Origin of the sequence: Prevotella sp. OH937_COT-195 (assembly GCF_003932845.1) — a bacterium.
GTDB lineage: Bacteria > Bacteroidota > Bacteroidia > Bacteroidales > Bacteroidaceae > Prevotella.
On the sequence record NZ_RQZH01000011.1, the window covers coordinates 16,170 to 39,478 of the forward strand.

20 protein-coding genes are annotated in these 23,309 nt (G+C 46.9%); 10 read left to right on the forward strand and 10 right to left on the reverse strand.

Annotation, left to right across the window (positions count from 1 at the left end):
- Positions 1–11: 11 nt before the first annotated feature.
- From EII32_RS05760 to EII32_RS05775, 4 genes are all read right to left on the reverse strand, one after another.
- Entirely contained in the window at positions 12–479 is a 468-nt protein-coding gene (locus EII32_RS05760) for an Lrp/AsnC family transcriptional regulator (protein WP_125234486.1), read from the reverse strand.
- Between the two features lie 3 nt (positions 480–482).
- Entirely contained in the window at positions 483–1,394 is a 912-nt protein-coding gene (locus EII32_RS05765) for an FKBP-type peptidyl-prolyl cis-trans isomerase (RefSeq protein WP_125234487.1), read from the reverse strand.
- A gap of 160 nt (positions 1,395–1,554) precedes the next feature.
- Complete coding sequence (locus EII32_RS05770; RefSeq protein WP_125234488.1) at positions 1,555–2,433, reverse strand: FKBP-type peptidyl-prolyl cis-trans isomerase; 879 nt, start codon at positions 2,431–2,433, stop codon at positions 1,555–1,557.
- A gap of 115 nt (positions 2,434–2,548) precedes the next feature.
- The gene (locus EII32_RS05775) at positions 2,549–3,154 is read right to left on the reverse strand and encodes an FKBP-type peptidyl-prolyl cis-trans isomerase (RefSeq protein ID WP_125234489.1); all 606 of its coding nucleotides are present in this window, start codon (positions 3,152–3,154) and stop codon (positions 2,549–2,551) included.
- Between the two features lie 116 nt (positions 3,155–3,270).
- On the opposite strand from EII32_RS05775, the gene EII32_RS05780 reads away from it, so the two are divergent.
- Positions 3,271–3,639: a hypothetical protein gene (locus EII32_RS05780; RefSeq protein WP_125234490.1), complete on the forward strand. Its 369-nt coding sequence runs from the start codon at positions 3,271–3,273 to the stop codon at positions 3,637–3,639.
- 17 nt (positions 3,640–3,656) lie between these two features.
- Positions 3,657–7,289, forward strand: coding sequence for a choice-of-anchor J domain-containing protein (locus EII32_RS05785; RefSeq protein ID WP_125234491.1), 3,633 nt, complete (start codon positions 3,657–3,659; stop codon positions 7,287–7,289).
- A 295-nt stretch (positions 7,290–7,584) separates the two neighbouring features.
- On the opposite strand, the gene EII32_RS12105 is transcribed toward EII32_RS05785, so the two are convergent.
- From EII32_RS12105 to EII32_RS05800, 4 genes are all read right to left on the reverse strand, one after another.
- Positions 7,585–7,761 (reverse strand): hypothetical protein, encoded by a 177-nt coding sequence (locus tag EII32_RS12105; protein ID WP_158611134.1) that lies wholly within the window; start codon positions 7,759–7,761, stop codon positions 7,585–7,587.
- A 129-nt stretch (positions 7,762–7,890) separates the two neighbouring features.
- The gene (locus EII32_RS05790; RefSeq protein ID WP_125234492.1) at positions 7,891–8,646 is read right to left on the reverse strand and encodes a succinate dehydrogenase/fumarate reductase iron-sulfur subunit; all 756 of its coding nucleotides are present in this window, start codon (positions 8,644–8,646) and stop codon (positions 7,891–7,893) included.
- Between the two features lie 4 nt (positions 8,647–8,650).
- Positions 8,651–10,633 carry a fumarate reductase/succinate dehydrogenase flavoprotein subunit gene (locus tag EII32_RS05795; RefSeq protein ID WP_125234493.1) on the reverse strand — a complete coding sequence of 661 codons (1,983 nt, stop codon included), beginning with the start codon at positions 10,631–10,633 and terminating at the stop codon, positions 8,651–8,653.
- 62 nt (positions 10,634–10,695) lie between these two features.
- A complete protein-coding gene (locus EII32_RS05800) occupies positions 10,696–11,388 on the reverse strand; it encodes a succinate dehydrogenase/fumarate reductase cytochrome b subunit (RefSeq protein WP_125234494.1) in 693 nt (230 codons plus the stop codon).
- A gap of 405 nt (positions 11,389–11,793) precedes the next feature.
- On the opposite strand from EII32_RS05800, the gene mnmG reads away from it, so the two are divergent.
- From mnmG to deoC, 6 genes are all read left to right on the forward strand, one after another.
- Entirely contained in the window at positions 11,794–13,746 is a 1,953-nt protein-coding gene (gene mnmG, locus EII32_RS05805; RefSeq protein WP_125234495.1) for a tRNA uridine-5-carboxymethylaminomethyl(34) synthesis enzyme MnmG, read from the forward strand.
- A gap of 124 nt (positions 13,747–13,870) precedes the next feature.
- Positions 13,871–14,401 (forward strand): adenine phosphoribosyltransferase, encoded by a 531-nt coding sequence (locus EII32_RS05810; protein WP_125234496.1) that lies wholly within the window; start codon positions 13,871–13,873, stop codon positions 14,399–14,401.
- Between the two features lie 79 nt (positions 14,402–14,480).
- Positions 14,481–16,316, forward strand: a complete 1,836-nt coding sequence (gene uvrC / locus EII32_RS05815) for an excinuclease ABC subunit UvrC (protein WP_125234497.1) — start codon at positions 14,481–14,483, stop codon at positions 16,314–16,316.
- Between the two features lie 187 nt (positions 16,317–16,503).
- Positions 16,504–16,956, forward strand: a complete 453-nt coding sequence (gene dtd, locus EII32_RS05820) for a D-aminoacyl-tRNA deacylase (RefSeq protein WP_125234498.1) — start codon at positions 16,504–16,506, stop codon at positions 16,954–16,956.
- Positions 16,957–17,031: 75 nt separating this feature from the next.
- Positions 17,032–17,397 carry a nucleotide pyrophosphohydrolase gene (locus EII32_RS05825; RefSeq protein WP_410524568.1) on the forward strand — a complete coding sequence of 122 codons (366 nt, stop codon included), beginning with the start codon at positions 17,032–17,034 and terminating at the stop codon, positions 17,395–17,397.
- Between the two features lie 25 nt (positions 17,398–17,422).
- Positions 17,423–18,313 (forward strand): deoxyribose-phosphate aldolase, encoded by an 891-nt coding sequence (deoC, locus tag EII32_RS05830; RefSeq protein ID WP_125234499.1) that lies wholly within the window; start codon positions 17,423–17,425, stop codon positions 18,311–18,313.
- Between the two features lie 121 nt (positions 18,314–18,434).
- Here deoC and EII32_RS05835 read toward each other — a convergent pair whose 3' ends face one another.
- Together EII32_RS05835 and EII32_RS05840 are read right to left on the reverse strand one after the other, a co-directional pair.
- Positions 18,435–19,004 (reverse strand): hypothetical protein, encoded by a 570-nt coding sequence (locus tag EII32_RS05835; RefSeq protein WP_158611135.1) that lies wholly within the window; start codon positions 19,002–19,004, stop codon positions 18,435–18,437.
- A gap of 127 nt (positions 19,005–19,131) precedes the next feature.
- Positions 19,132–20,109 carry a polyprenyl synthetase family protein gene (locus EII32_RS05840; RefSeq protein WP_125234501.1) on the reverse strand — a complete coding sequence of 326 codons (978 nt, stop codon included), beginning with the start codon at positions 20,107–20,109 and terminating at the stop codon, positions 19,132–19,134.
- A gap of 85 nt (positions 20,110–20,194) precedes the next feature.
- On the opposite strand from EII32_RS05840, the gene polA reads away from it, so the two are divergent.
- Positions 20,195–22,960 (forward strand): DNA polymerase I, encoded by a 2,766-nt coding sequence (gene polA / locus EII32_RS05845; protein WP_125234502.1) that lies wholly within the window; start codon positions 20,195–20,197, stop codon positions 22,958–22,960.
- A gap of 125 nt (positions 22,961–23,085) precedes the next feature.
- Positions 23,086–23,253, forward strand: coding sequence for a hypothetical protein (locus EII32_RS12110; protein ID WP_158611136.1), 168 nt, complete (start codon positions 23,086–23,088; stop codon positions 23,251–23,253).
- Positions 23,254–23,309 lie beyond the last annotated feature (56 nt).

Consider the following 23,309-nt stretch of genomic DNA (forward strand, 5'->3'; position numbering starts at 1 on the left):
CTTGTCTTTTCTTACGATTTCTGCGCAATGACGGGCACGTTTCTCTTTATGCTCTGTTCGAGCGAAATAAGCGTTTCCGTTGCCACCACGCCTTCTATGCTCTGCATCTTGTTGTTGAGCAGATCCATGAGTTGTTCGTTGTCCCGTGCATATAGTTTTACGAGCAGCATGTAAGGTCCCGTTGTGAAATGACATTCAACTATCTCGGGAACATGCAGCAGTTGCTCGACCACTTTTTTGTACATGCTCCCTCGTTCGAGCGTTATGCCGACGTATGTGCATGTTGTGTATCCGAGCGATTTCGGATTCAAATCGAAACTGCTGCCCGTTATCACCCCGTCTTCTATCAGGTTCTGCACGCGCTGGTGTATTGCGGCACGGCTCATGCCGCATTCTGCCGCCACGTCTTTGAACGGTATGCGTGCGTTTCCTGACAATATTTTCAGGATTTTAATGTCGAGTGCATCTATTTTATCCATGTCTTATTCGTTGTTCTCGATGCCAATTACCTCAACATCGAAGATGAGTGTGGAGTATGGTTTGATGTCTGCTCCCGCATTGCGCTGACCATACGCGAGGTTCTGCGGAATATACAGTTGCCATTTTGAGCCTACGGGCATCATGGTAAGAGCCTCGGTCCATCCCTTTATCACTTGGTTTGGTTTGAATGTTACGCCTTTCTCGTCGTGCTTTGCGCTTGCATCGAACACTTTTCCGTTTACGAGTCGTCCCTCATATTTTACGCGCACCTTGTCGTCTGACTTTGGAATGGCACCCGTACCCTCTTTCAGCACTTTGTATTGCAGTCCGCTGGGGAGTACCACCACACCTTCTTTTGATGCGTTCATGGCGAGGAAGTCCTCTCCCGCTTTCTTGTTTTTCATGTTGGCAGCCTCTTTCAGCCGGTTCATCTTTTCGCGCGAAACCTGCTGTGCCTGCTCGTTCGTGAGCATTGTCGGGATGTTTTTCAGTCCGCTGACGAATGCCGCAAGGAATGCTTTCCGGTTCATGGTGTTGTTCTCGTCGGCGGCTTTCATGTCGTTTTCCATCGACGGTATCATACTCTTAGCCATCTGCAGTCCTATGGAGTGTCCCGCGAAGCGTGTCGCATCTTCCTCCGTCAACTGTTGTCCAACCACTTCTACCAGACCTTCTATGAACGGACAGATATCCGTAGTATCCACTTTCAGTTGGTTGGCGAGATATTCTTTCAGCCCTTTGCTCTGCGACAATCCCAAGGCATAACTCAGCGAGTCGATGTCGTTGTTCAGTTCTACCTGTGTGAGTGCCGTTATCTTGCAAGATTTCTTTTTCTTGTCTTTCTTTCCTGCCGTTGCCGTGGTTACCACTGCGCCTGCAACCATAAGCACTGCCATTATTAATATCTTTTTCATAAATATTACTTTTTTGATTTTTGATTATGTAAAGAATAAAGGGAGTCACGGAATCGGGACATTGCGTTTCGAACACCATTCTGTGTTTGCGCGCTGTATTACCCGGCTCCCCGACTCCCTTGTTTCCCACGGTTTCATTTATTCCCCGGGGTTATGTTTGTTATTTTTTCTCGCCCAAAGAAACGAGTTCTATCTTGAACACGAGAGCCGAGAAAGGCTTTATCTTTCCGGCTTCACGCGGTCCGTATGCCAGTTCCTGCGGTATGCATACCTCCCAGATACTTCCCACCGGCATGTGCAACAGAGCCTCGGTGAAGCCCGGTATCACTTGGTTAACACGCATCGGCACGGCAGTTCCGCGTTCGTACGAACTGTCGAATACGGTTCCGTCGATGAGTTTTCCTTCATATTGCAGCGTTACCATCGATGTATCCTTCGGCATGGGGCCGTTGCCTTCCTTTATAACGGTGTAATAAACGCCCTTACCGAGTTTCTTCACGCCCTCTTTCTTGGCATAATTTGCAACGAACTCCGCATTCTTTTTCTTATTGTCACCATACTGTTTTTCCATGGATACGGCTTTTATCTTATCCATCTTGGTCTGCACTGTCTGCATGGCCTGTTCCAATGTCATCAGCCCTTTGCCTCCAAGCACCGACGTAGAGAAGCCTGCCATGAAATTCTTCAGTGAGATTGTCTGGGTGGAGTCGCTGCCGAAGAGTTCTTGATTAATGCCTTTTACCATCTGGTTGCTTATCTGCTGTCCTATCTGCAGTCCGGCCATGTATGCGTTTTTCTTTTTGTCGTCTCCTGCATTCACGCCTTCGTTCACTCCTTTGAGGAAATCGTCCATGTAAGCGGTATCTACTCCGAGTCGCATTACGAGATACTCTTTCAGTCCGTTTGTCTGTGCCATTCCGATGGCATAACTCAGCGTGTCAAGATCTGTCTTGAGGTCGGCTTTTGTCGCCGTGTTGTCGCACGCCGTGAAAGAAGCGGCAGTCATGGCAATTGCTGCCAAGAAAGTTAATTTTTTCATTGTCTTGTTTTTTATGTTTATTTGTTTCTGTTTCTTTTGTTTCTTGTCCGTACCGGATTGTCGGCATTGTACGTAAGTAATGCGGACGAATCTCTGCCGACGTTTGTCGCGAGTTTTAAAGCACGTCAATCAGTTCGACATCGAACACGAGCGTTGCAAACGGCGGAATGCTTGCTCCCGCTCCTCCTTCGCCGTACGCCAGTTTGTATGGTATGAAGAAGCGTGTCTTGCCACCTTCTTTCATGAGTTGCAGTCCTTCGGTCCAACCCACTATCACGCCGTCGAGCGGGAACACTGCCGGCTCTCCGCGCTGCACGCTCGAATCAAACACCGTTCCGTCTACGAGAAAACCTTCATAGTGGCAGCGCACCTTGTCGGTTGCTTTCGGCTGTTTGCCGCTGCCTTCTTTTATGATTTTGTATTGCAGTCCGCTCGCCGTGGTTTTCACTCCGTCTTTCTTGGCGTTCTCGGCGAGGAATTTCTCGCCCTCTGCCTTTGCCTCTTTGCCTTTCTCCGCACGTTCCGCCTGCAATTTCTTTTCCTGCTCGGCGAAATGTTTCTGCACTATTTCCTGTGCTTCGCGGTGTTCCATCTTCAGCGGCTTATTCTCTGTCACATCTCTGATTGCGTCTGCGAAGTCGTCTATGCTCAAGCCTTCTATGTTCATCTGCGCCAACTGTTGACCGATGCCGAGACCCAAGCCATAACTAAGTTTGTTCATTCTTTACTGTTTAAAAATAAAATTGTTACTAAAATTTTAGGTTGCAAAAATAATTATAAAATTCCTTACTTGCAAGCAAACACCTATTTATTATAAACATTTAGCAATCTTTTTCAATGCCCCGAGATATTCAGTGCGAAATCAAAACAGGCGGAATTGCCGTGCAAATTCGGCGAAATTGCAAATCAAAACAGCCGAAATTGGCAGACAATTCAACCTGTTTTGCATTGCTTGAAACGCCGGGATGTTTGACGGACGGGAGGCGCGTGAGACATGCAGGAATGTTAAAAAATAAGAAGGATGCAATGTTGTGGCGTTTTATTCGTAACTTTGTCACGCTTACTTGGATTCTGCCATTGTTTGCATTGCAGTTCCTTGTGGGCGGGATTTTGCATTTTTGTATTTCCCTCCATGCAACTTCATGTTGTACGGTGGGTATTTTTACGCATCTGTCCAAAAAGAGTTTAACTTTTATAAATATTTAAATCAAAATTAAACTGAAATGAGAAAACTAAAAACAATGAAGACCAAGGCACTTGCACTATGCCTGTTGCTGTGCCTGTTTGGTCAGGTAAAAACACAGGCACAAGTCTCGCTCGATTTCTCGTCGTTGAGCGAAGAGAATCCGCAATCGGACATCTCGATTACGGAAAAGTATGTGGAGGCACTCAACGACGGGGTGTGGAAATCAATTTACACATACAAGAACAAGAGATGGATGGCACCTTTCAAGAACTTGTATTTCCAGCAGTCGAACACTCCTTTGGACAAGAACGACTATCAGAGTTACCTCGTTTCTCCGGCAATGACGCTCGGCGACCTCTCGGACAAGCAACTCACTTTTGAGTATGAGGCATCTTTGGTTAAGGGCAACGTAAAGATGGAGATGCTGGTCATAGACAAGAACGGCACAACCAAAGCCATAATCGGCGAAATAACGGGGGTGGAAGGTTCGAAACCGGGCGACTGGAAAGCGTTCAGTGCGAAAATTCCGGCAAACCTCAGCGGCACGGGCTTCATCGCTTTTGCCACGAGCGGAAACAGTAGTAACCGCGCACAGTTCAGAATAAGGAACATAAAGACAGTTGCAGGGGAACTCCCCGTTACTGTGACTGCAATGCCGCAAGAAATAGACTTCGGTCAGGTTAACGTAGGCGAACAGAGTTACAGAAAAGACATCAACGTGCTGATAGCCAATTTTACGGGCAATCCGACTGCAACACTGACGAGCGGCAACACTGCCGACTTTACGCTGCTTACGGAGGAACTGACCGCAACGGGCGGAAAAATAGGAGTGTATTTCACACCGAAAAACGGAGGAGCGAAGAACGCCACACTGACGATAATGGCGGGAGATGCCGTTGCCACCGTAACGCTAAAAGGTTCGGCAAAAGGAGGAGTGGCTCCGAACACACCAACCGTGGAACTTCTCGAAGACGAATTCTTCTATATCTTCGACGGCAACAAGCCTTCGAAATGGCAGACGGAAGGTACTGTGACGAAACTCGAAGGTACCGACAGGTATAACTCGGACAGCGGTTTCGGAGTGGGAATAGAAACCGGTGAGTCATTTGGTTCGCTCAAGCAGGAAATAAATCTTAAGGCAAACGGAAAAACGGTGGTTGAAGGCGATGAAGTGGAATGTCTCATACACTATTTCACGGAAAGGTCGGAACAGCCCGGAGGACCATTCAGACTGGCATTGAACTGGGTGGATGCCGAAGGTAAAAACATAGAAAGTGCTGAGAAAGACTTTATCTGCAACCCTGAACTTTTCTTCGGAAGAATGAAGGCTTGGGGAGAACTGAAATTCCGCACGGTATGTCCGGCGGGAGCGGAGAAACTCATATTCAACATCGTAGTGGCACCCAAAAGCAAAGTGCGCATGGACGATTTCAGCGCGAAACGTTTGGAAACAAAAGACAAGACACCGCTCGTGGCAATATTGCCGCAGTACCGCACCATAGTGGGAGAGGTAGGCGTGCCGGCAACATATCCCGTGGCAATACAGGGAATGCACCTCGCAGCAGACCAAGAACCAAACTTCGGCGGAACAGATGCTGACAACGTGATGAAACTAAGCGTGCAAAAACTACCTAATAACGGCACGACAAAGGCAATGCTGACGGTAACCCCGACAAAGAAAGGGGCTTTCGTGGGTGCAAACGCTTACTCCATGATGTTCGGAGGAGCAGACACGGAGAATTCGGGTAAACTCATCCTGATGGGATATTTCAAGCAAGCGGGAACTACGCCGAGCATGGAATTAAAGGCCGGAACAATGGTGCGCGAGATGAAAGCCGCACCCGGAAAGACCGACGAACAGACAGTGGAATTCGACATCAACAACGTGATAACGAGTGTCGACATCGCAATTCTACAAGATGTGGCAGGCACGTTCACAATAGACAAATCGCAGTTCTATTACTCGCAACCTACGGAAACATTATACCAAGGTCCCGTTAAAATAACATTCAAGCCGAAGCAGGCAGGCGAATACAATGCAACGCTGATGCTGACAAGCATTCTGGCCGACACACTGCGCATTCAACTCAAAGGTGTTTGCAAAGCGGCACCCGCGGGAGCGATTGTGGAGGAGTTCGGTGCAGACCAGACAATGGATCCGCGTTTCAAAGGTGAGGCATGGAAGAATTTCCATAAATTCGACCTCGGATATTGGAAACTGGACGGTAAATGGAATGCCGCAAACAACATAACAATAGACAAGGACGGTGTTCTCTACTTCGACGAAATTCTCGCAAACGGAGTAAACACCGTTACTATGACACCGGCAACAATTGCCGCAGACTGCAAAGCACAGTACTCGATAGACGGAGGAGGACACTGGACGGACGCAAATGCCGCAGACGCAGAGGGTAAGTTCACCGTGAACACACACCGCCCGACATTCGTTCGGTTTGTCGCCAAAAAGGAAATCAACGTTAACAGCGTGGCTTTCGATGTCAACAAAGTCGAGGAACGAGAGAAGTTTACCAAGATAGAAGATGCCATGGTGAAAACGGCTGATGCCGAAACACTGACCATTCTCAACGAGAAATTCGACGGACTGCGCCATACTCGCGTACTCGGTATCGACGGATGGCAGAACATCACGGTAAGAGGCGAACGCCCGTTCTATGCATGGCACCAGAAAAATGCCGCACAGACAGAGGTGGAAAACGAGGTGGCACAAATATCGTTCTTCCGCTGGGGAGTGGAGGATAAACGCGAGCACGAGACTTGGCTCATATCGCCGACACTCTCATACAAGAACTCCAAAAGCAAGGTGGTAACGTTCAGCCTGCGATTCAACAACCCGACGGAGAACGGACAGGAGGCTTTCGGACTGTATGTCATCACGGAAAAAGACGGACAAGCAAAGCCGCACTACATCAATCTGTTGGATCATGCACCGGCGGGAGTTACAGTGGAACCGGAGGCTTGGTATGACTATCGCATAGATTTGTCGAAGATTGAAGGACTTGACATCGACGATAAATTCCACGTTGCATACTCGTTCTACAGTCCGGTTGGCGGAAAAGAGACGTCGCTCAACTTTATGATAGACGACTTTACATACGGACGCACAGACCTGCCGAAGATTAACGTTGACAAAGATTTCCTCAAGTTCTTCTTCCAGACAGGCATAGGAACCGAACCGCAAACGCTGAACATTACCACGGAACGTGCATACTCTCCCGTTACAATAACGTTGCTGCCGTCGATGATGAAGAATTTCTTCAAGTATAACACTGAAAAACTGCCGTCAACAGGAGGAGCAATTGCCATTGGATACAAGAGCGACGACCCGACAACCCGTGCCGCAGCACTGATGATACAGACACGAGGCGCAGAGCCGGTGGTGGTGAAACTGCTCGCACAACTAATGGGAACGAGCGACATTGACACGGCAGCAGGCGAAAACAACGGTACACTGACACCGGTGGTTACGGCCGACGGCATACGCGTAAACGGCAATTACAAGACTTTCCGCATCTTCTCTGCAACAGGACAACTGCTGAAACAGGGCGGATACATGGAAAACATCGGTACCGCAGACATCAACAAGGGGGTTGCGATACTGCAACTGACAACCGAAGAAGGTGTCAAATCGTTTGCTATACAAGTGAAATAAGTACCGGAACAGACATCTGAAAATACATGAAATAATGCCCGACCGTTTGCATGGTCGGGCATTATTGTATCAACATGAATACATAAACCGTAGTTTTGACGTATGGAAATATTTGTGTGGTGTTGCCGTACTATACGACTTATGACAATAACGCGACTTGTTGCCTGTCCCGCCACAAGGTTGTAGACTGCCTTGCCGTTACTTCACAAAAACGTATGCAACACACGGTGGTGGGTATTATTTGAAAATAATGTCTGACAAATACACATTCCATATAGAATGTTTGGCTCGGATTTTAACGAACCGTCTTAAATCCAAATCGGTCATTAGAACCCTCAACCGATTTTGTTCGATTGTTGAGCAGACGTGCAGCCGTTTCATCGAAGGCGTATCGGGCTGCGTCGAGATGTAATGACTGCGCAGATGGCAGCAAGCGGGCTAAAGCAGTTGGGAAGCGTAACGGCAATGGCAAATCTAAGCAAATGCGGTCTAATGACCGATTTGGGTTAAAAGACAAAATAACAGAACAGGCTGAAATCCTTGCCCGGATTTCAGCCTGTTCCTAAAATGTTTGCCGTATGGCAATGATTAAAAAAGATGTCTAATCTTTGAACTTTGCACAGATGAACTCGCGATTCAGACGCGCAATGTTAGATATAGACTCGTTCTTCGGGCACTCTGCCTCGCAAGCGCGGGTATTGGTGCAGTTGCCGAAACCGAGTTCTTCCATTTTCATAACCATTGCCTTTGCACGTTTTGCGGCCTCGGGGCGTCCCTGTGGGAGTAATGCCAACTGACTTACCTTCGAGCTTACAAAGAGCATTGCAGAGCCATTCTTGCAGGCGGCAACGCAGCAACCGCAGCCGATACAACTGGCAGCGTCCATTGCCTCGTCGGCATCGGGCTTCGGAATGAGTATAGAATTGGCATCCTGAGCCTGTCCCGTACGTATGGTGGTGTAGCCACCGGCGGCAATTATCTTGTCGAAAGCGGTGCGGTCAACCATACAGTCCTTGATGATGGGGAACGCAGCAGAACGCCAAGGCTCAACCCAAATGTCCTGTCCGTCCTCGAAACGGCGCATATAGAGTTGGCAAGTGGTTGCACCGACACTCGATCCGTGGGGATGACCATTAATATATAGCGAACACATACCGCAGATACCTTCGCGGCAGTCGTGGTCGAACACGAACGGTTCTTTACCTTCATTTATAAGATCCTCGTTGAGAATGTCGAGCATTTCGAGGAACGAGGTGTCGTCCGGAATATCTTTCATCTGACGGGTATCAAAGTGCCCCTCTTCTTTCGGACCGTTCTGACGCCAGAAATGTAAAGTGAATGAAATATTTTTTGCCATGATATTAATTCTTGTAATTACGTGTTTGTACCTTTATCGCTTCATACTCCAGAGGCTCTTTTATCAGCACCGGTGCGGTGGTGTCGTCGCCTTGATACTCCCAGCAACCAACGTAGAAGAAGTTCTCGTCGTCACGTTTTGCCTCACCTTCTTCCGTCTGGTATTCCTCGCGGAAATGACCTCCGCACGATTCGTTGCGGTGGAGCGCGTCGTAAGCAACGAGTTGTCCCATCAATATGAAGTCGCGCAAATGGATGGCTTTGTCGAGTTCCACATTGAGTCCGTCTTTGTTTCCCGGCACAAAGAGGTTGGTGTCAAACTCTTTCTTGAGTTTCTTCATCAACTCTATGCCTTCTTTCAAGCCTTCGGCGGTGCGTCCCATGCCTACATGTTCCCACATTATATGACCCAGTTCTTTATGTAAAGAGTCAACCGAACGTTTGCCCTTAATGCCCATCAGGCGGTCGATTTCTTTCTGAACGCCCTTCTCTGCTTCTTCAAACTCGGGCAAATCGGTTGAAATGCGCGGCCATACCTCTTGGTCGGAGAGATAATTCTGGATAGTGTAAGGCAGTACGAAATAACCGTCGGCAAGTCCTTGCATGAGCGCAGAGGCACCGAGGCGGTTGGCACCATGGTCGGAGAAGTTGCACTCTCCAATGGCGAACAGACCGTCGATGGTGGTCTGCAATTCGTAGTCAACCCAGATACCACCCATCGTATAGTGTATTGCCGGGAATATCATCATCGGGTTATAGTACTTGACACCGTTTATTTCGTTTGCCATCTCGCCCGGATTGACATCGGTAATTTCCTCATACATATCGAAGAGGTTGCCATAACGCTGAAGAACAACATCGATACCGAGACGCTCGATAGACTCTGAGAAATCGAGGAATACGGCAAGACCGGTATTGTTTACACCGAAACCGTTGTCACAACGCTCCTTTGCAGCACGGCTCGCAACGTCGCGCGGCACAAGATTTCCGAATGCGGGATAACGACGCTCGAGGTAATAGTCGCGGTCTTCTTCGGGTATATCCGAACCTTTCTTTGTTCCGGCCTGAAGAGCCTTGGCATCTTCTATCTTCTTTGGAACCCAAATACGTCCGTCGTTACGCAGTGACTCGGACATAAGTGTAAGTTTCGACTGTTTGTCGCCGTGTACCGGAATACACGTCGGGTGTATCTGAACATACGATGGGTTTGCGAAATACGCGCCCTTGCGATAGCACTGCACGGCTGCGGTACAGTTGCAGCCCATGGCATTGGTAGAAAGGAAATAGGCATTGCCATATCCGCCTGTAGCTATTACAACGGCATTTGCTGAGAAACGTTCCAATTTTCCCGTAACGAGGTTCTTTGCTATGATTCCGCGAGCCCTGCCATTAACGATTACCACGTCTTCCATCTCGTAGCGTGTGTAGAGTTTTACCTTGTTGGCATTTACCTGACACATCAACGAGGAGTAAGCACCGAGCAGCAACTGCTGACCCGTCTGTCCCTTTGCATAAAAAGTACGACTAACCTGTGCTCCGCCGAAAGAGCGGTTGGCAAGCATGCCTCCATACTCGCGAGCAAACGGCACTCCCTGTGCCACACACTGGTCAATTATGCTGTTGGAGACCTCGGCCAGACGATACACATTGGCCTCTCGAGCACGATAGTCGCCGCCTTTCACGGTGTCGTAGAACAGACGATAGACCGAGTCTCCGTCGTTCTGATAATTCTTGGCTGCGTTGATACCTCCCTGTGCCGCGATAGAGTGAGCACGACGGGGCGAGTCTTGTATGCAGAAATTAAGAACATTGAAGCCCATCTCACCGAGAGAAGCGGCTGCACTGGCACCGGCCAAACCCGTACCTACGACAATAACGTCGAGTTTCAGTTTGTTCTTGGGGTTTACCAAACGCTGGTGTGCTTTATAATTAGTCCATTTCTCGGCTACCGAGCCTTCTGGAATCCTTGAATTTAATGTCTTTGTCATAATGTAATCTACGATTTTCGAATTTACAATCTACAATAGTTCATAGTCCCGACGAACACCTATCATAAGCACTTCCCGCAGCAAAGGCTCGGGGCGCAGCCGAAGGCGAATGCGAGGACAACGATGAGAAACACAGCCATGAGCACGGTGGTATATACGAGACCGATGACTTTCCAACGGTTGAACCATACCTTGCCGTTGACACCGAGTGTCTGCATGGCACTCCAGAAACCATGAGAGAGATGGAACCATATAGCAATGATCCAAACAACATATAGCACAACATAGACAGGATTCTTGAAAGTCTCCTGTATCCAGCCGAAACCATCGGTGGGACTAAGTGCCGTATGCATGCCTATTATCTCGGCAAACATCATATTGTACCAGAAATTAAACAGGTGAAGGAGAATGCCCAAGAGGATTATGATACCCAAAACAAGCATGTTTTGAGATGCCCAAGAAACCTCACTTCTGCGTGCCGTTTCATGGTAACGTTCAGGACCGCGAGCCTTGCGGTTCTGCATCGTCAGCCAGAAAGCATAGAAAATGTGAAGCAATGCCAGACCGGCCAGACCACAGGTGGCGGCTACGGCATACCAATTGGAACCCAACAGTTCGCAAATAGCGTTGTAAGCCTCACCGGAAATGAGAGCCACAACATTCATTGCACCGTGGAAAGTCAAGAACAGGATAAGGCAGATACCCGTGACAGACATCACAACCTTCCTTCCAATAGATGAATTTGTTAACCACATAAATGATTGATTTTGAATTATTTAAATGTTAAAATTACTTTAGATTCAGGTTTGCTTCACATGTAATATGACAGCATTTTTAAGATAAAATACCTTGTTTTAGGTATCATCACGCTCATTTTAGGCTGCAAATATACCATAAATTAATGATATTTCAAACATTTGGCGGAGAAAAAATGAAAAATATGTGTTTTTACATAACAGCCCGATGAAATGTATGTTGCAACGGAACGGATACCGTAATTCAACACATTGAGAACGGGCAGATTATCTCTTGGAAAACAAAAACAGCATTTACGTTTACCATTTGTTAACACTTTTACATCGATTATTCAAAATAATGAGAATAAAATGCTTATTTACGAAACTTTTAGTAATTTTGCACGGCATAATGTTTGGAAATATATGATTTTAAAATACGATGTCATAATCATTGGCGGAGGACATGCCGGCTGCGAGGCGGCATGCGCAAGCGCGAACATGGGGGCAAAGACATGTCTCGTTACCATGGACATGAACAAAATTGCACAGATGAGTTGCAACCCCGCAGTGGGCGGCATCGCGAAAGGACAAATTGTTCGGGAAGTAGACGCTTTGGGCGGACAGATGGGACTGATAACCGATGCCACGGCCATACAGTTTCGCATGCTGAACCGTTCGAAGGGACCGGCAATGTGGAGTCCGAGAGCACAGTGCGACCGTGAAAAGTTCATATCGCAATGGCGCAGGGTACTTGACAACACGCACAATCTTGACATCTGGCAGGATCAAGCCGACGAACTGATTGTGCAAGAAACCGCAACAGCCGGAAACAACAAAGAAAACGGGAGCAAGACTTACATTCCACGTCATATAAAAAGAGTGACGGGAGTGCGCACGATATGGGGAGTGGAACTGCATGCAAAGGCAGTGGTCATAACCGCAGGAACTTTCCTAAACGGAATGATGCACATAGGAGACAAGATGGTGGCAGGAGGCAGAATTGCCGAACCTGCCGTAAAACATTTTACCGAGAGCATAACAAGACACGGAATAACATCGGCACGCATGAAGACGGGAACGCCGGTAAGAATAGACCGACGCTCGGTACATTTCGAAGATACTGAAATGCAACCGGGAGAAACCGATTTCCACAAATTCTCATACATGGGAGAAGCAAGACCGCTGCCACAACTGCCGTGCTGGACATTATCCACAAACGCCGAATCACACGAGGTGTTACGCCGAAGCATGGAAAGTTCTCCTCTGTATAATGGACAAATAAACAGCATCGGACCACGCTACTGCCCGTCGATAGAGACAAAACTCACGACATTCCCCGACCGCCACAGTCATCCGCTTTTCCTCGAACCGGAAGGCATGGACACAAACGAGATGTACCTCAACGGTTTCTCGTCGAGCATGCCGATAAACGCACAGATAGAAGCATTGAAGTGCATACCCGCACTAAGAGACGTGAAAGTATATCGCCCTGGGTATGCAATAGAATACGATTTCTTCGACCCTACCCTGCTGAAACATTCGTTGGAATCGAAAAAAATAGAGGGGTTGTTCTTTGCAGGACAAGTGAACGGAACAACAGGATACGAGGAAGCCGCAGGACAAGGACTCGTTGCCGGTGCAAACGCCGCGCTCTTAGCGGGCGACGACAACACGGAGACATCATACGGAACACGGTTCGTAATGCACCGCGACGAGTCGTATATAGGCGTTCTCATCGATGATTTGGTAACGAAAGGTGTAGACGAACCTTACCGTATGTTTACATCGAGGGCGGAATACCGCATACTGTTAAGACAGGACGATGCCGACGCACGACTGACAAAGCGGGCATACGAATTAGGAATTGCAGGCCGCAACCGCTTTGATTGGTGGGAAGAGAAAAACAGCCACATAGAGCATATAATCGAAATATGCCGCAAGACATCGATGAGTCCCAAAGAAACAGAAGGAATGCTCGAAGCATTCGGCACGACACCGCTTCGCACCGGATGCAAAGCAATAGAACTTCTCGGCAGACCTCAAATAGACATATACAAGTTGGCAGAGATGATTCCCGAACTGAAAGAGGCTCTCGACGCACCCGAAAACCGAAAAGAGGAAATTGCGGAAGCCGCAGAAGTAAGAATGAAATACGCGGGTTACATTGAAAGAGAACGGGATATTGCAGAAAAGATGCACCGTTTGGAAAGCATGAAAATTAAAGGAAAATTCGACTACATGTCGATTAACCACATATCAATCGAGGCAAGACAGAAATTGTCACGAATCAACCCGGAGACTCTTGCACAGGCATCACGCATTCCCGGAGTTTCACCAAGCGACATCAACGTACTACTCGTGTTAATGGGGCGGTGACAAACAGATAGTGAAAAACGCAATGCCGAACAAGACATGAAAAGGAAACAAAAGGGAACTTAATGTTTCACGTGAAACAAACAGCATGCAAATAATTAAAAATCAATAATATATAACATCGATTATGAACAACAAATTATTAATGGACAATCTGAGATGTATTCCGGATTTTCCTGCAAAGGGAGTGAACTTCCGCGATGTAACGACATTGTTTAAGAGCGCGGAATGCCTTAAAGAGATGGTAGACGAGCAATACGAAATCTACAAAGACAAAGGAATAACAAAGGTTGTGGGCATAGAGAGTCGCGGATTTGTATTGGCATCGGCACTCGCAGTGCGTCTGGGTGCAGGCGTAATATTGTGCCGTAAGCCCGGAAAACTTCCCACGGAGACAATCCAAGAGAGTTATGAAAAGGAGTATGGCACCGACACTATCGAGATACACAAGGATGCCATCTCGTCTAACGATGTAGTGTTGTTGCACGACGATCTTCTCGCTACGGGCGGAACAATGAAAGCCTCGTGCGACCTCGTGAAAAAATTCAACCCCAAGAAAGTATATGTCAACTTCATAATAGAACTTGTCAATGAGGGTTTCGAGGGACGTAACATATTCGACAAAGACATCGAAGTAAGCACCCTCATTCAGATTTAACAGTCTCCGAGAGTGTGTTTTGTTGTTCTTGGCAATACACAAAGGCAAAGTTTCACGTGAAACAAGCACCCGAAATCTTATGACAAAGGAAGAAAACGAAGCACGTTTGGCGCACCTGAGAAACATTGCAGCCTCCCTACCCTCCCAACCCGGCAGTTACCAATACTACGACAGAGAGGGAACCATCATCTATGTGGGCAAGGCAAAGAACCTCAAAAACCGTGTTTCGTCATATTTCCACAAAGAAGTTGATCGTTTCAAGACAAAGGTTCTTGTGAGCAAGATATGGAATATAACATATACTGTGGTAAATACGGAGGAAGATGCCTTGCTGCTCGAGAACTCGCTGATAAAGAAATATCAGCCAAAATATAACATTCTGCTTAAAGACGGGAAAACATATCCCAGTATATGTATCACGAAAGAGCACTTCCCAAGAATTTTCTCAACACGCAACATCAACAGGAAGTGGGGGCAGTATTTCGGCCCTTACTCCAACGTCGGCACAATGTACGGACTGCTCGACATAATAAAAGAACTCTACCACCCACGCACCTGCCGCTTCCCCATAACCCAAGAAGGAATAAAAGAGGGCAAATACAAGCCATGTCTCGAATACCACATACACAATTGTGAAGGTCCCTGCATAGGGAAACAGACAAGCGAAGACTATCAACAAAATATCGCGCAGGCACGCGAGATACTAAAAGGGAATACCCGCGAGGTACAGAAAATGCTGTACGAAAAGATGTTGCAGGCAGCAGAAGAACTGCGTTTTGAAGATGCAGAGGTACTGAAAGGAAAATACAACTTGCTCGAAAAATTTGCATCAAAGAGCGAGGTGGTAAGTCATACAATTACCAATGTCGACGTGTTCACACTCACAGAGGACGACACAAGAGCATACATAAACTACATGCACGTTACCAATGGTGCAATAAATCAAGCATTTACATACGAATTCAAAAAGAAACTCAACGAAACCGCCGACGACATTCTCACCACGGGAATAATGCAGATACGCGAGCAGGTGGGTAGCGATGCAACAGAGATAATACTGCCGTTCGAGCCCGAAACAAGACTACCCAACGTAACAATTACCGTGCCTTGCCGCGGAGACAAGAAACACCTGCTGGAACTTTCGGCAATGAACGGCAGACAATATCGTTTCGACCGACTGAAACAAGCAGAGAAACTGAATCCCGAACAGAAACAGACACGCCTGATGAAGGAATTGCAGAATGCTCTCGGTATGCGGAAAATGCCATACCACATAGAATGTTTCGACAACTCAAACATATCGGGAAGCGACGCCGTGGCGGGATGCGTGGTGTTCAAAGGGCTCAAACCGAGTAAGGCAGACTACCGTAAATATAACATCAAAACGGTTGAAGGACCCGATGATTACGCCTCCATGAAAGAGGTTGTCAGACGACGATATACCCGGCTGAAAGAAGAGAAACAACCCCTACCCGACCTCATCATCACCGATGGAGGAAAGGGGCAGATGGAGGTTGTGAGACAGGTAGTGGAAGACGAAATGCGTCTCGACATTGCCATTGCAGGACTGGCAAAGAACGACCGGCACCGAACCAACGAACTGCTGTTCGGCTTCCCGGCAGCGGTGGTGGGCATCAAGACCGACTCCGAATTGTTCCGTGTACTCACACGCATACAAGACGAGGTACACCGATACGCCATAACGTTCCACCGAGAAAAGCGGTCAAAGCACGCACTGCATTCAGAACTCGATGACATACGAGGCATAGGACCAAAGACAAAGGAACTGCTGATAAAGGAGCTGAAGAGCGCAAAACAAATTAAAACCGCTGATTTACAGATACTTACAAAAACAATCGGAGCATCGAAAGCCAACATTCTATATGAATATTTCCACAAGTCAGACAACGTTTGACATTCTACCATCAGACACATTACACCAAACAAGAAAACAAAACCGCCGAATTTGACGAGCAAAACAGGCGATTTTAATTTGCAATTTCGGTTGTTTCACAACACATCACAATCCTGCACAAATTGCGAAAAAACAGAAAAGACATTCTAAAATTGTAAAATCAAATAAAAAGCCGTAACTTTGCACCATGAGAATCGTGATACAGAGGGTGAGCCGCGCGAGCGTAACCATAGACGGTACCGTTAAATCCGCAGTAGGAAAAGGCTTTCTGATACTCGTGGGAGTGGAAGAAACCGACTCGGAAAGCGATGCCGAATGGTTGGCAAAAAAAGTCGTGGGGCTGCGCGTTTTCGATGACGAGAACGGTGTTATGAACCTCAGTATCGGTCAGGTGGGCGGCGACATACTCGTTGTAAGCCAATTCACGCTGTTTGCAAGCACCAAGAAAGGCAATCGCCCCTCATGGCTAAGGGCAGCCCGCCACGACATTTCCGTGCCTTTATACGAGTTTTTCTGTCGCCGACTCGAGGAAGAGACCGGCAGAAAAGTGGGTACCGGCGAGTTCGGAGCCGACATGAAAGTAGAACTTGTAAACGACGGACCGGTCACGATTTGCATTGATACGAAGAACAAGGAATAGTAGTAAATCCCACCTCCGCACCACTCCACCGGTGCCGGCATGGTAGCGATTACAACCATAAGAAGGTAAAAAGATATGCGTAAAGTTGCCGATTTCATGGAAATGAAAAATCCCACGCTGAGTGTCAAAGAGATGCAAGAGATTGTTGATGAGTGGGTAAAAGAATATGGAGTACGCTATTTCTCCGAACTTACAAACATGACATGCCTTACCGAGGAGGTCGGAGAATTGGCACGAGTAATGGCAAGGACTTACGGCGATCAGAGTTTTAAAGAGGGCGAAAAGCCTAATCTCGGAGAGGAGATGGCCGACGTTCTGTGGGTATTGGTATGCCTTGCAAACCAAACCGGCGTTGATCTGACAGAAGAGTTGAGAAAGAGTTTCGTCAAGAAAACCACACGCGACAAAACGCGACACTTGAGAAACCCGAAATTAAAGTAATGGTATTTAATAATTTATAAAAACAATGGAACAGAAAAACAAGTACGAACAGGCATTGGCAAAATATGATTGCAACATTGACGATGCCAAAGTAAAAGAAGCCGTAAAGAAGATTATAGAAGAGAAAGTGCCGGAAAACGATAACATGGAGGTTAAGAAATTCCTCTTTGGAAGCATCGAACTGACAACCCTCAAAACCACCGACTCTGAGGAGAGCGTAATGGCTTTTACCGAGAGAGTGAACAAGTTTTACGATGAATATGCAGACATGCCGCACATTGCAACAATATGCGTGTATCCGTGTTTTGCCAAGACCGTGGCAGACACGCTCGAAGTTGACGGCGTTGAGATTGCATGCGTGAGCGGCAGTTTCCCCTCGTCGCAGGCTCGTATCGAGGTTAAGGTTGCAGAGACGGCACTCGCCATCAAAGACGGTGCAACGGAAATTGACATGGTTATGTCTGTTGGAAAGTTCCTTTCGGGCGACTACGAAGGGGTATGCGACGACATTCAGGAGATGAAAAATGCCTGCGACGGACACGATTTGAAGGTTATCCTCGAAACAGGCGATATAGTAACTGCGTCAAACATAAAGAAAGCGTCTATCCTTTCGATGTATGCAGGTGCCGACTACATCAAGACTTCAACCGGCAAGGAGAAGATTTCTGCCACTCCGGAGGCTGCATACGTAATGTGTCAGGCCATCAAAGAGTACTACGACGAGACGGGTATCCAGATAGGTTTCAAACCCGCCGGCGGACTCAACACCGTTATGGACGCAATGATATACTATACCATAGTTAAGGAAGTGCTCGGAGAGAAATGGCTCACAAACAAGTGGTTCCGTCTCGGAACAAGCCGTTTGGCAAATCTTTTGCTCAGCGAAATAGAAGGAAAAGAAATCAAGTTCTTCTAAAATATCGGTAACTTTTCAGGAATTAAGGAGATTTTCGATGGAGATTTCTTAAGAGTTGATTTCCCAACTCTTCAACTCCGTCGAAAATCTCTTTGATTTCCCAACTCTCCAAAGTCTTTCTCTAATCTCCGTGGTTTTCCTCCACTTTCTCAAAAGAGCAACCCGTATTTGCACTTATCCTCCCCACCGTGTCGTCGCTTCCTATGGCAAGCAGCACAAACAAGGAGAAAGTAAACATCGTCAGGAATAATTTCAGAGAACTTGTACGCCGCCGTTCCACCCTTCTTACGGTTTTGAAAGCAAACTTTTCTATAAAATAAATATATACAAAGCCTGCCACAAGGGCTACGATATAGGCAAAAACATCATTCGGGTCATAGGTTCCGTGCATTATTCCGGGCATCTGCATGAACTCGTGCGAGATTGATATTGTCGGCATTACGAGAATAAACATCCAGCAGTCTCTTATCTTGAAATTCCATATACAACCTATTATTATCGTATATGCGAACAGCCATACACCGTCCGGAAGATTGTAAAGAACCCACGAAGAAACAACGGAAGGGTCTCGTTTCATGTTCTCCAAAATGTCGAGAATACCGATATATCTGAAAAAATGAAACATTTTCAGCGTGTCCGGACGGAAATAGATATACATCATTCCGCAAAACAACACGCAACACAACGCCATAACAATCGTTACGGATTTACAAAATCTAACATTAATGTTCGCTGTCATGTTGTATCAATGTAATGCGCAAAGATAGGCATTTTTTATAAAATGACAACGATAAAAGGAACGAAATTTCACATTTTCGTTATTTATTACGCTGCACTATGAAATCTATATATGCGTTCAGTGCCCTTGCCACATCGTCTTTTTTCACGTTGCGGGATATGAACTGTTGTGCAAGAGCACGAAAATGTTCCATCTTCCCACGAGCATATTCCACCCCGCCGTTTTCCTTTGTAAAAGCCACCAAACGGGCGATTTCATCAGTCGTAACGGTACGTTCCTTCACTTTCCGAGCCAAAGCGAGCATCTCTTCGTTTCCGGTAGAATTTAATGCGTATATCACCGGCAGCGTAAGTTTTCCTTCTGTCATGTCGTTCCCCGTGGGTTTGCCTATTTCCGACGAGTCGTAATAGTCGAAAATATCATCTCGAATCTGAAAAGCAAGACCTATGTTGCTGCCGAACTCGCGCACCTCCGCAGTGTCTTTCTCATCTACCCCTGCCGACAATGCCCCCATTTCGCAACATGCCTCGAAGAGTGCAGCCGTTTTCTGCCTTATTACTTGATAATAAATGTCTTCCGAAATTTCCTTGTTATCTATGTTGGCCAACTGCAACACCTCTCCCATCGACAAAGTCCTACCGAGACGTGCAAGATTGCTTATTATCCTGCTGTCGCCCGTTTCCGATACGCGCAACAGTGCCGAAGATAGTATAAAGTCGCCTACAAGCACTGCCACCTTATTGTTGTAAGTGGCATTTACAGATGCCTGTCCGCGTCGTTCGTCGCTCTCATCCACCACATCGTCGTGTACAAGGCTCGCCGTGTGCAGCAGTTCCAGCCCCACGGCAGCGTTAAGGGTAGCATCATTCACCCCGCCATAGTTCTTGGCAATGAGCAGTATAAGCATTGGACGCATGCGCTTGCCTCCACGCTGACGTATATGACCGAGTACGTTGTTTAGCAGTCCATACTCATGTTTCAAGGTAGAGTTGAACAATTCGACGAAAGTTTCCAGTTCGTTGCCGACGGGTTGTTTTATGATTGACAGGAAATCCATAAACATTAAATTTCCGACAAAATTAGTGTTTTTATCGCATTTATGGAAAAGTTTTTGTAATTTTGAGCGTAAAATAAGTATATTTATGGAGAAATTGTTTCTTTTAGACGCATACGCACTTATCTACCGGGCATATTATGCCTTTATAAAAAATCCGAGAATAAACTCCAAAGGATTCAACACCTCTGCCGTCTTAGGTTTCTGCAACACGCTTCACGAGGTTATTGAAAAAGAGAAGCCTACACATCTCGGTGTGGCATTCGACCCGCACGGATCGACATTTCGCTCGGAGGTATTTCCCGAATACAAGGCACAACGCGAGGCAACACCGGAAGATATACACTCCTCCGTACCGATTATAAAGGACATTCTCGCAGCAATGAGAATCCCCATACTCGAGGCAGAAGGTTTCGAGGCCGACGACGTAATTGGAACATTGGCACTGAAAAGCGGAGAAATGGGCATACAGACGTATATGCTGACACCCGACAAAGACTATGCACAACTCGTGGGAAACAACGTTTTCGTATATCGTCCGCGCTACGGCGGAGGTTACGAAGTAATGAACACCGATGCAGTGTGCCGAAAATACGGTATCACCACCCCGCTACAAATCATAGACCTTCTCGCACTTATGGGCGACAGTGCCGACAATTTCCCGGGATGTCCGGGCGTGGGCGAAAAGACTGCCGTGAAACTTATCTCACAATTTGGCGGCGTAGAACAACTGCTGTTGCGTACCGACGAATTGAAGGGAGCGTTGAAAAAGAAAGTGGAGTCGGCAGTGGAGGATATAAAGATGTCGAAGTTCCTCGCCACAATTCGTACCGACGTGCCTATCGAACCGGATTTGGAAAAACTCAAACTTACCGAACCCGATGAAAAAAATCTGCGCAAAATTTTCGAAGAATTGGAATTTAGAAGTCTCTCGGAGAAGTTTTTGAAAAACCAAACAAAACAGAAAAAAAATACCGTTATAACACAAGATTTATTCGGCTTTTTCACGAACGAAACTACGGAAGAAGAAAAAACATCGCCAAAATCGCAGTTAAATTCCGTTAAAACAGAATATCAACTTATTGAAAACGAGAGTAAAGCATGCGAAATTTGTGATTTTTTATTAACATACAAAATATTAAGTTTGGACACAGAAACCACTTCTACCAATGCCATTGAGGCAGAATTGGTGGGTCTTAGCTTCGCCGTGGAACCGCACAAGGCATTCTATGTGGCAATACCGGAGGACAGAGAGAAAGCACAAAGAATCGTTAACATTTTTAAACCTTTATACGAATGCCCGACAATCCTTAAAGTAGGACAGAATATAAAGTACGACCTTGAAGTTCTGGCGAACTACGGCATTAACCTCGCCGGCGAGATGTGGGACACAATGATTGCGCATTATCTGATACAACCGGAACTGCGCCACAACATGGACTACATGGCAGAGGTGTACTTAAACTATAAAACGATACACATAGAAGAACTCATCGGACCCAAAGGGAAAAATCAAAGGTCGATGCGCTCGCTGCCGCCGGCCGATGTGTATGAATATGCCTGCGAAGATGCCGACATAACACTACAGTTGAAAAACGTGCTTGAACCGAAACTGAAAGAGGCAGGTGTGGAGGAATTATTCTACGAAATAGAAATGCCGCTGGTAAAAGTGCTCGCCGAAATGGAGATGAACGGAGTGCGGATTGACACAGACTCACTCGCCGAGACATCGCAGGAACTAACGTCCAGAATGCACGAGTTGGAACAGAAAATATACATGCTGGCAGGTGAAGAATTCAACATTGCATCGCCTAAACAGGTGGGCGAAGTTTTGTTTGGCAAGATGAAGATAACAGAAAAACCCAAGAAGACGAAGACGGGGCAGTTTGTTACCAACGAGGAGGTGCTGCAAACGCTGCGCCACAAACACAAAATTGTAGATAACATATTACAACACAGAGGATTGAAGAAACTGCTCGGAACATATATAGACGCCCTTCCAAAATTGATAAACAAGAAAACCGGACACATACACACGTCATTCAACCAGACCATAACCGCCACCGGACGACTATCTTCGTCGGATCCGAACCTGCAAAACATACCGGTGCGCGGCGAAGACGGAAAAGAGATACGCAAGGCTTTCATTCCCGACGACGGCTGCCTGTTCTTCTCTGCCGATTACAGTCAGATCGAACTGCGTGTCATGGCACACCTTTCGGGAGACGAGAACATGATTAGAGTGTTCTGCGAAGGACACGACCTGCACGCTGCAACGGCAGCCACGATATACAAGAAAGACATTGCAGATGTTACGCGCGACGAACGCACAAAATCGAAACGGGCAAACTTCGGCATAATATACGGCATAACGGTTTTCGGACTTGCCGAGCGATTAGATATAGAACGGAACGAGGCAAAACTGCTTATAGACGGCTTTTTCCAAACGTTCCCACAGGTACACGACTATATGGAAAAGTCGAAACAAATGGCACGAGAACACGGATACGCCGAGACAGTGTTACACCGACGACGTTACCTGTCAGACATCAACTCGCGCAATGCCGTGGTTCGCAATTTCGCAGAGCGCAATGCCATCAATGCTCCCATACAAGGCTCTGCCGCCGACATAATAAAGGTGGCAATGATACGCATTTACAGACGTTTCAAAGAACTATCCCTCAACAGTAAAATGATACTGCAAGTACACGACGAACTCAACTTCAGCGTCGTTCCCGAGGAGAAAGAGACCGTGGAGAAAATCGTTCTCGAAGAGATGCAGAATGCCTACCGCCTCCGTGTTCCGCTCATCGCCGACTGCGGTTGGGGGAAAAACTGGTTAGAGGCACATTGAGAAAGGGGAAGACTTTTCCAATAGTAAAGAATATATTTTTGAGAAATGAAAGAGTTGGAAAATCAAGGGGTTAAGACAACACTTGTTTAAACCCGAATCGGTCATTAGACCGCATTTGCTTAGATTTGCCATTGCCGTTACGCTTCCCTACTGCTTTAGCCCGCTTGCTGACACCTGCGCAGACATTGCATCTCGATGTAGCCCGCTACGCCTTCGATGAAACGGTTGCACATCTGCCCAACAATCGAACAAAATCGGTTGAGGGTTCTAATGACCGATTCGGGTTAAATTGATGTTTAATGACTTATAAAAAAATCATTGTCTTAACTCTTTGATTTTCCAACTCTTT

Bases quoted from the DNA above. Each gene is read 5' to 3' on its own strand.
- EII32_RS05760 (WP_125234486.1), bottom strand. From the start codon at position 479: ATGGATAAAATAGATGCACTCGACATTAAAATCCTGAAAATATTGTCA.
- EII32_RS05765 (WP_125234487.1), bottom strand. From the start codon at position 1,394: ATGAAAAAGATATTAATAATGGCAGTGCTTATGGTTGCAGGCGCAGTG.
- EII32_RS05770 (WP_125234488.1), bottom strand. From the start codon at position 2,433: ATGAAAAAATTAACTTTCTTGGCAGCAATTGCCATGACTGCCGCTTCT.
- EII32_RS05775 (WP_125234489.1), bottom strand. From the start codon at position 3,154: ATGAACAAACTTAGTTATGGCTTGGGTCTCGGCATCGGTCAACAGTTG.
- EII32_RS05780 (WP_125234490.1), top strand. From the start codon at position 3,271: ATGCCCCGAGATATTCAGTGCGAAATCAAAACAGGCGGAATTGCCGTG.
- EII32_RS05785 (WP_125234491.1), top strand. From the start codon at position 3,657: ATGAGAAAACTAAAAACAATGAAGACCAAGGCACTTGCACTATGCCTG.
- EII32_RS05790 (WP_125234492.1), bottom strand. From the start codon at position 8,646: ATGGCAAAAAATATTTCATTCACTTTACATTTCTGGCGTCAGAACGGT.
- EII32_RS05795 (WP_125234493.1), bottom strand. From the start codon at position 10,633: ATGACAAAGACATTAAATTCAAGGATTCCAGAAGGCTCGGTAGCCGAG.
- EII32_RS05800 (WP_125234494.1), bottom strand. From the start codon at position 11,388: ATGTGGTTAACAAATTCATCTATTGGAAGGAAGGTTGTGATGTCTGTC.
- mnmG (WP_125234495.1), top strand. From the start codon at position 11,794: ATGATTTTAAAATACGATGTCATAATCATTGGCGGAGGACATGCCGGC.
- EII32_RS05810 (WP_125234496.1), top strand. From the start codon at position 13,871: ATGAACAACAAATTATTAATGGACAATCTGAGATGTATTCCGGATTTT.
- uvrC (WP_125234497.1), top strand. From the start codon at position 14,481: ATGACAAAGGAAGAAAACGAAGCACGTTTGGCGCACCTGAGAAACATT.
- dtd (WP_125234498.1), top strand. From the start codon at position 16,504: ATGAGAATCGTGATACAGAGGGTGAGCCGCGCGAGCGTAACCATAGAC.
- EII32_RS05825 (WP_410524568.1), top strand. From the start codon at position 17,032: ATGCGTAAAGTTGCCGATTTCATGGAAATGAAAAATCCCACGCTGAGT.
- deoC (WP_125234499.1), top strand. From the start codon at position 17,423: ATGGAACAGAAAAACAAGTACGAACAGGCATTGGCAAAATATGATTGC.
- EII32_RS05835 (WP_158611135.1), bottom strand. From the start codon at position 19,004: ATGGCGTTGTGTTGCGTGTTGTTTTGCGGAATGATGTATATCTATTTC.
- EII32_RS05840 (WP_125234501.1), bottom strand. From the start codon at position 20,109: ATGGATTTCCTGTCAATCATAAAACAACCCGTCGGCAACGAACTGGAA.
- polA (WP_125234502.1), top strand. From the start codon at position 20,195: ATGGAGAAATTGTTTCTTTTAGACGCATACGCACTTATCTACCGGGCA.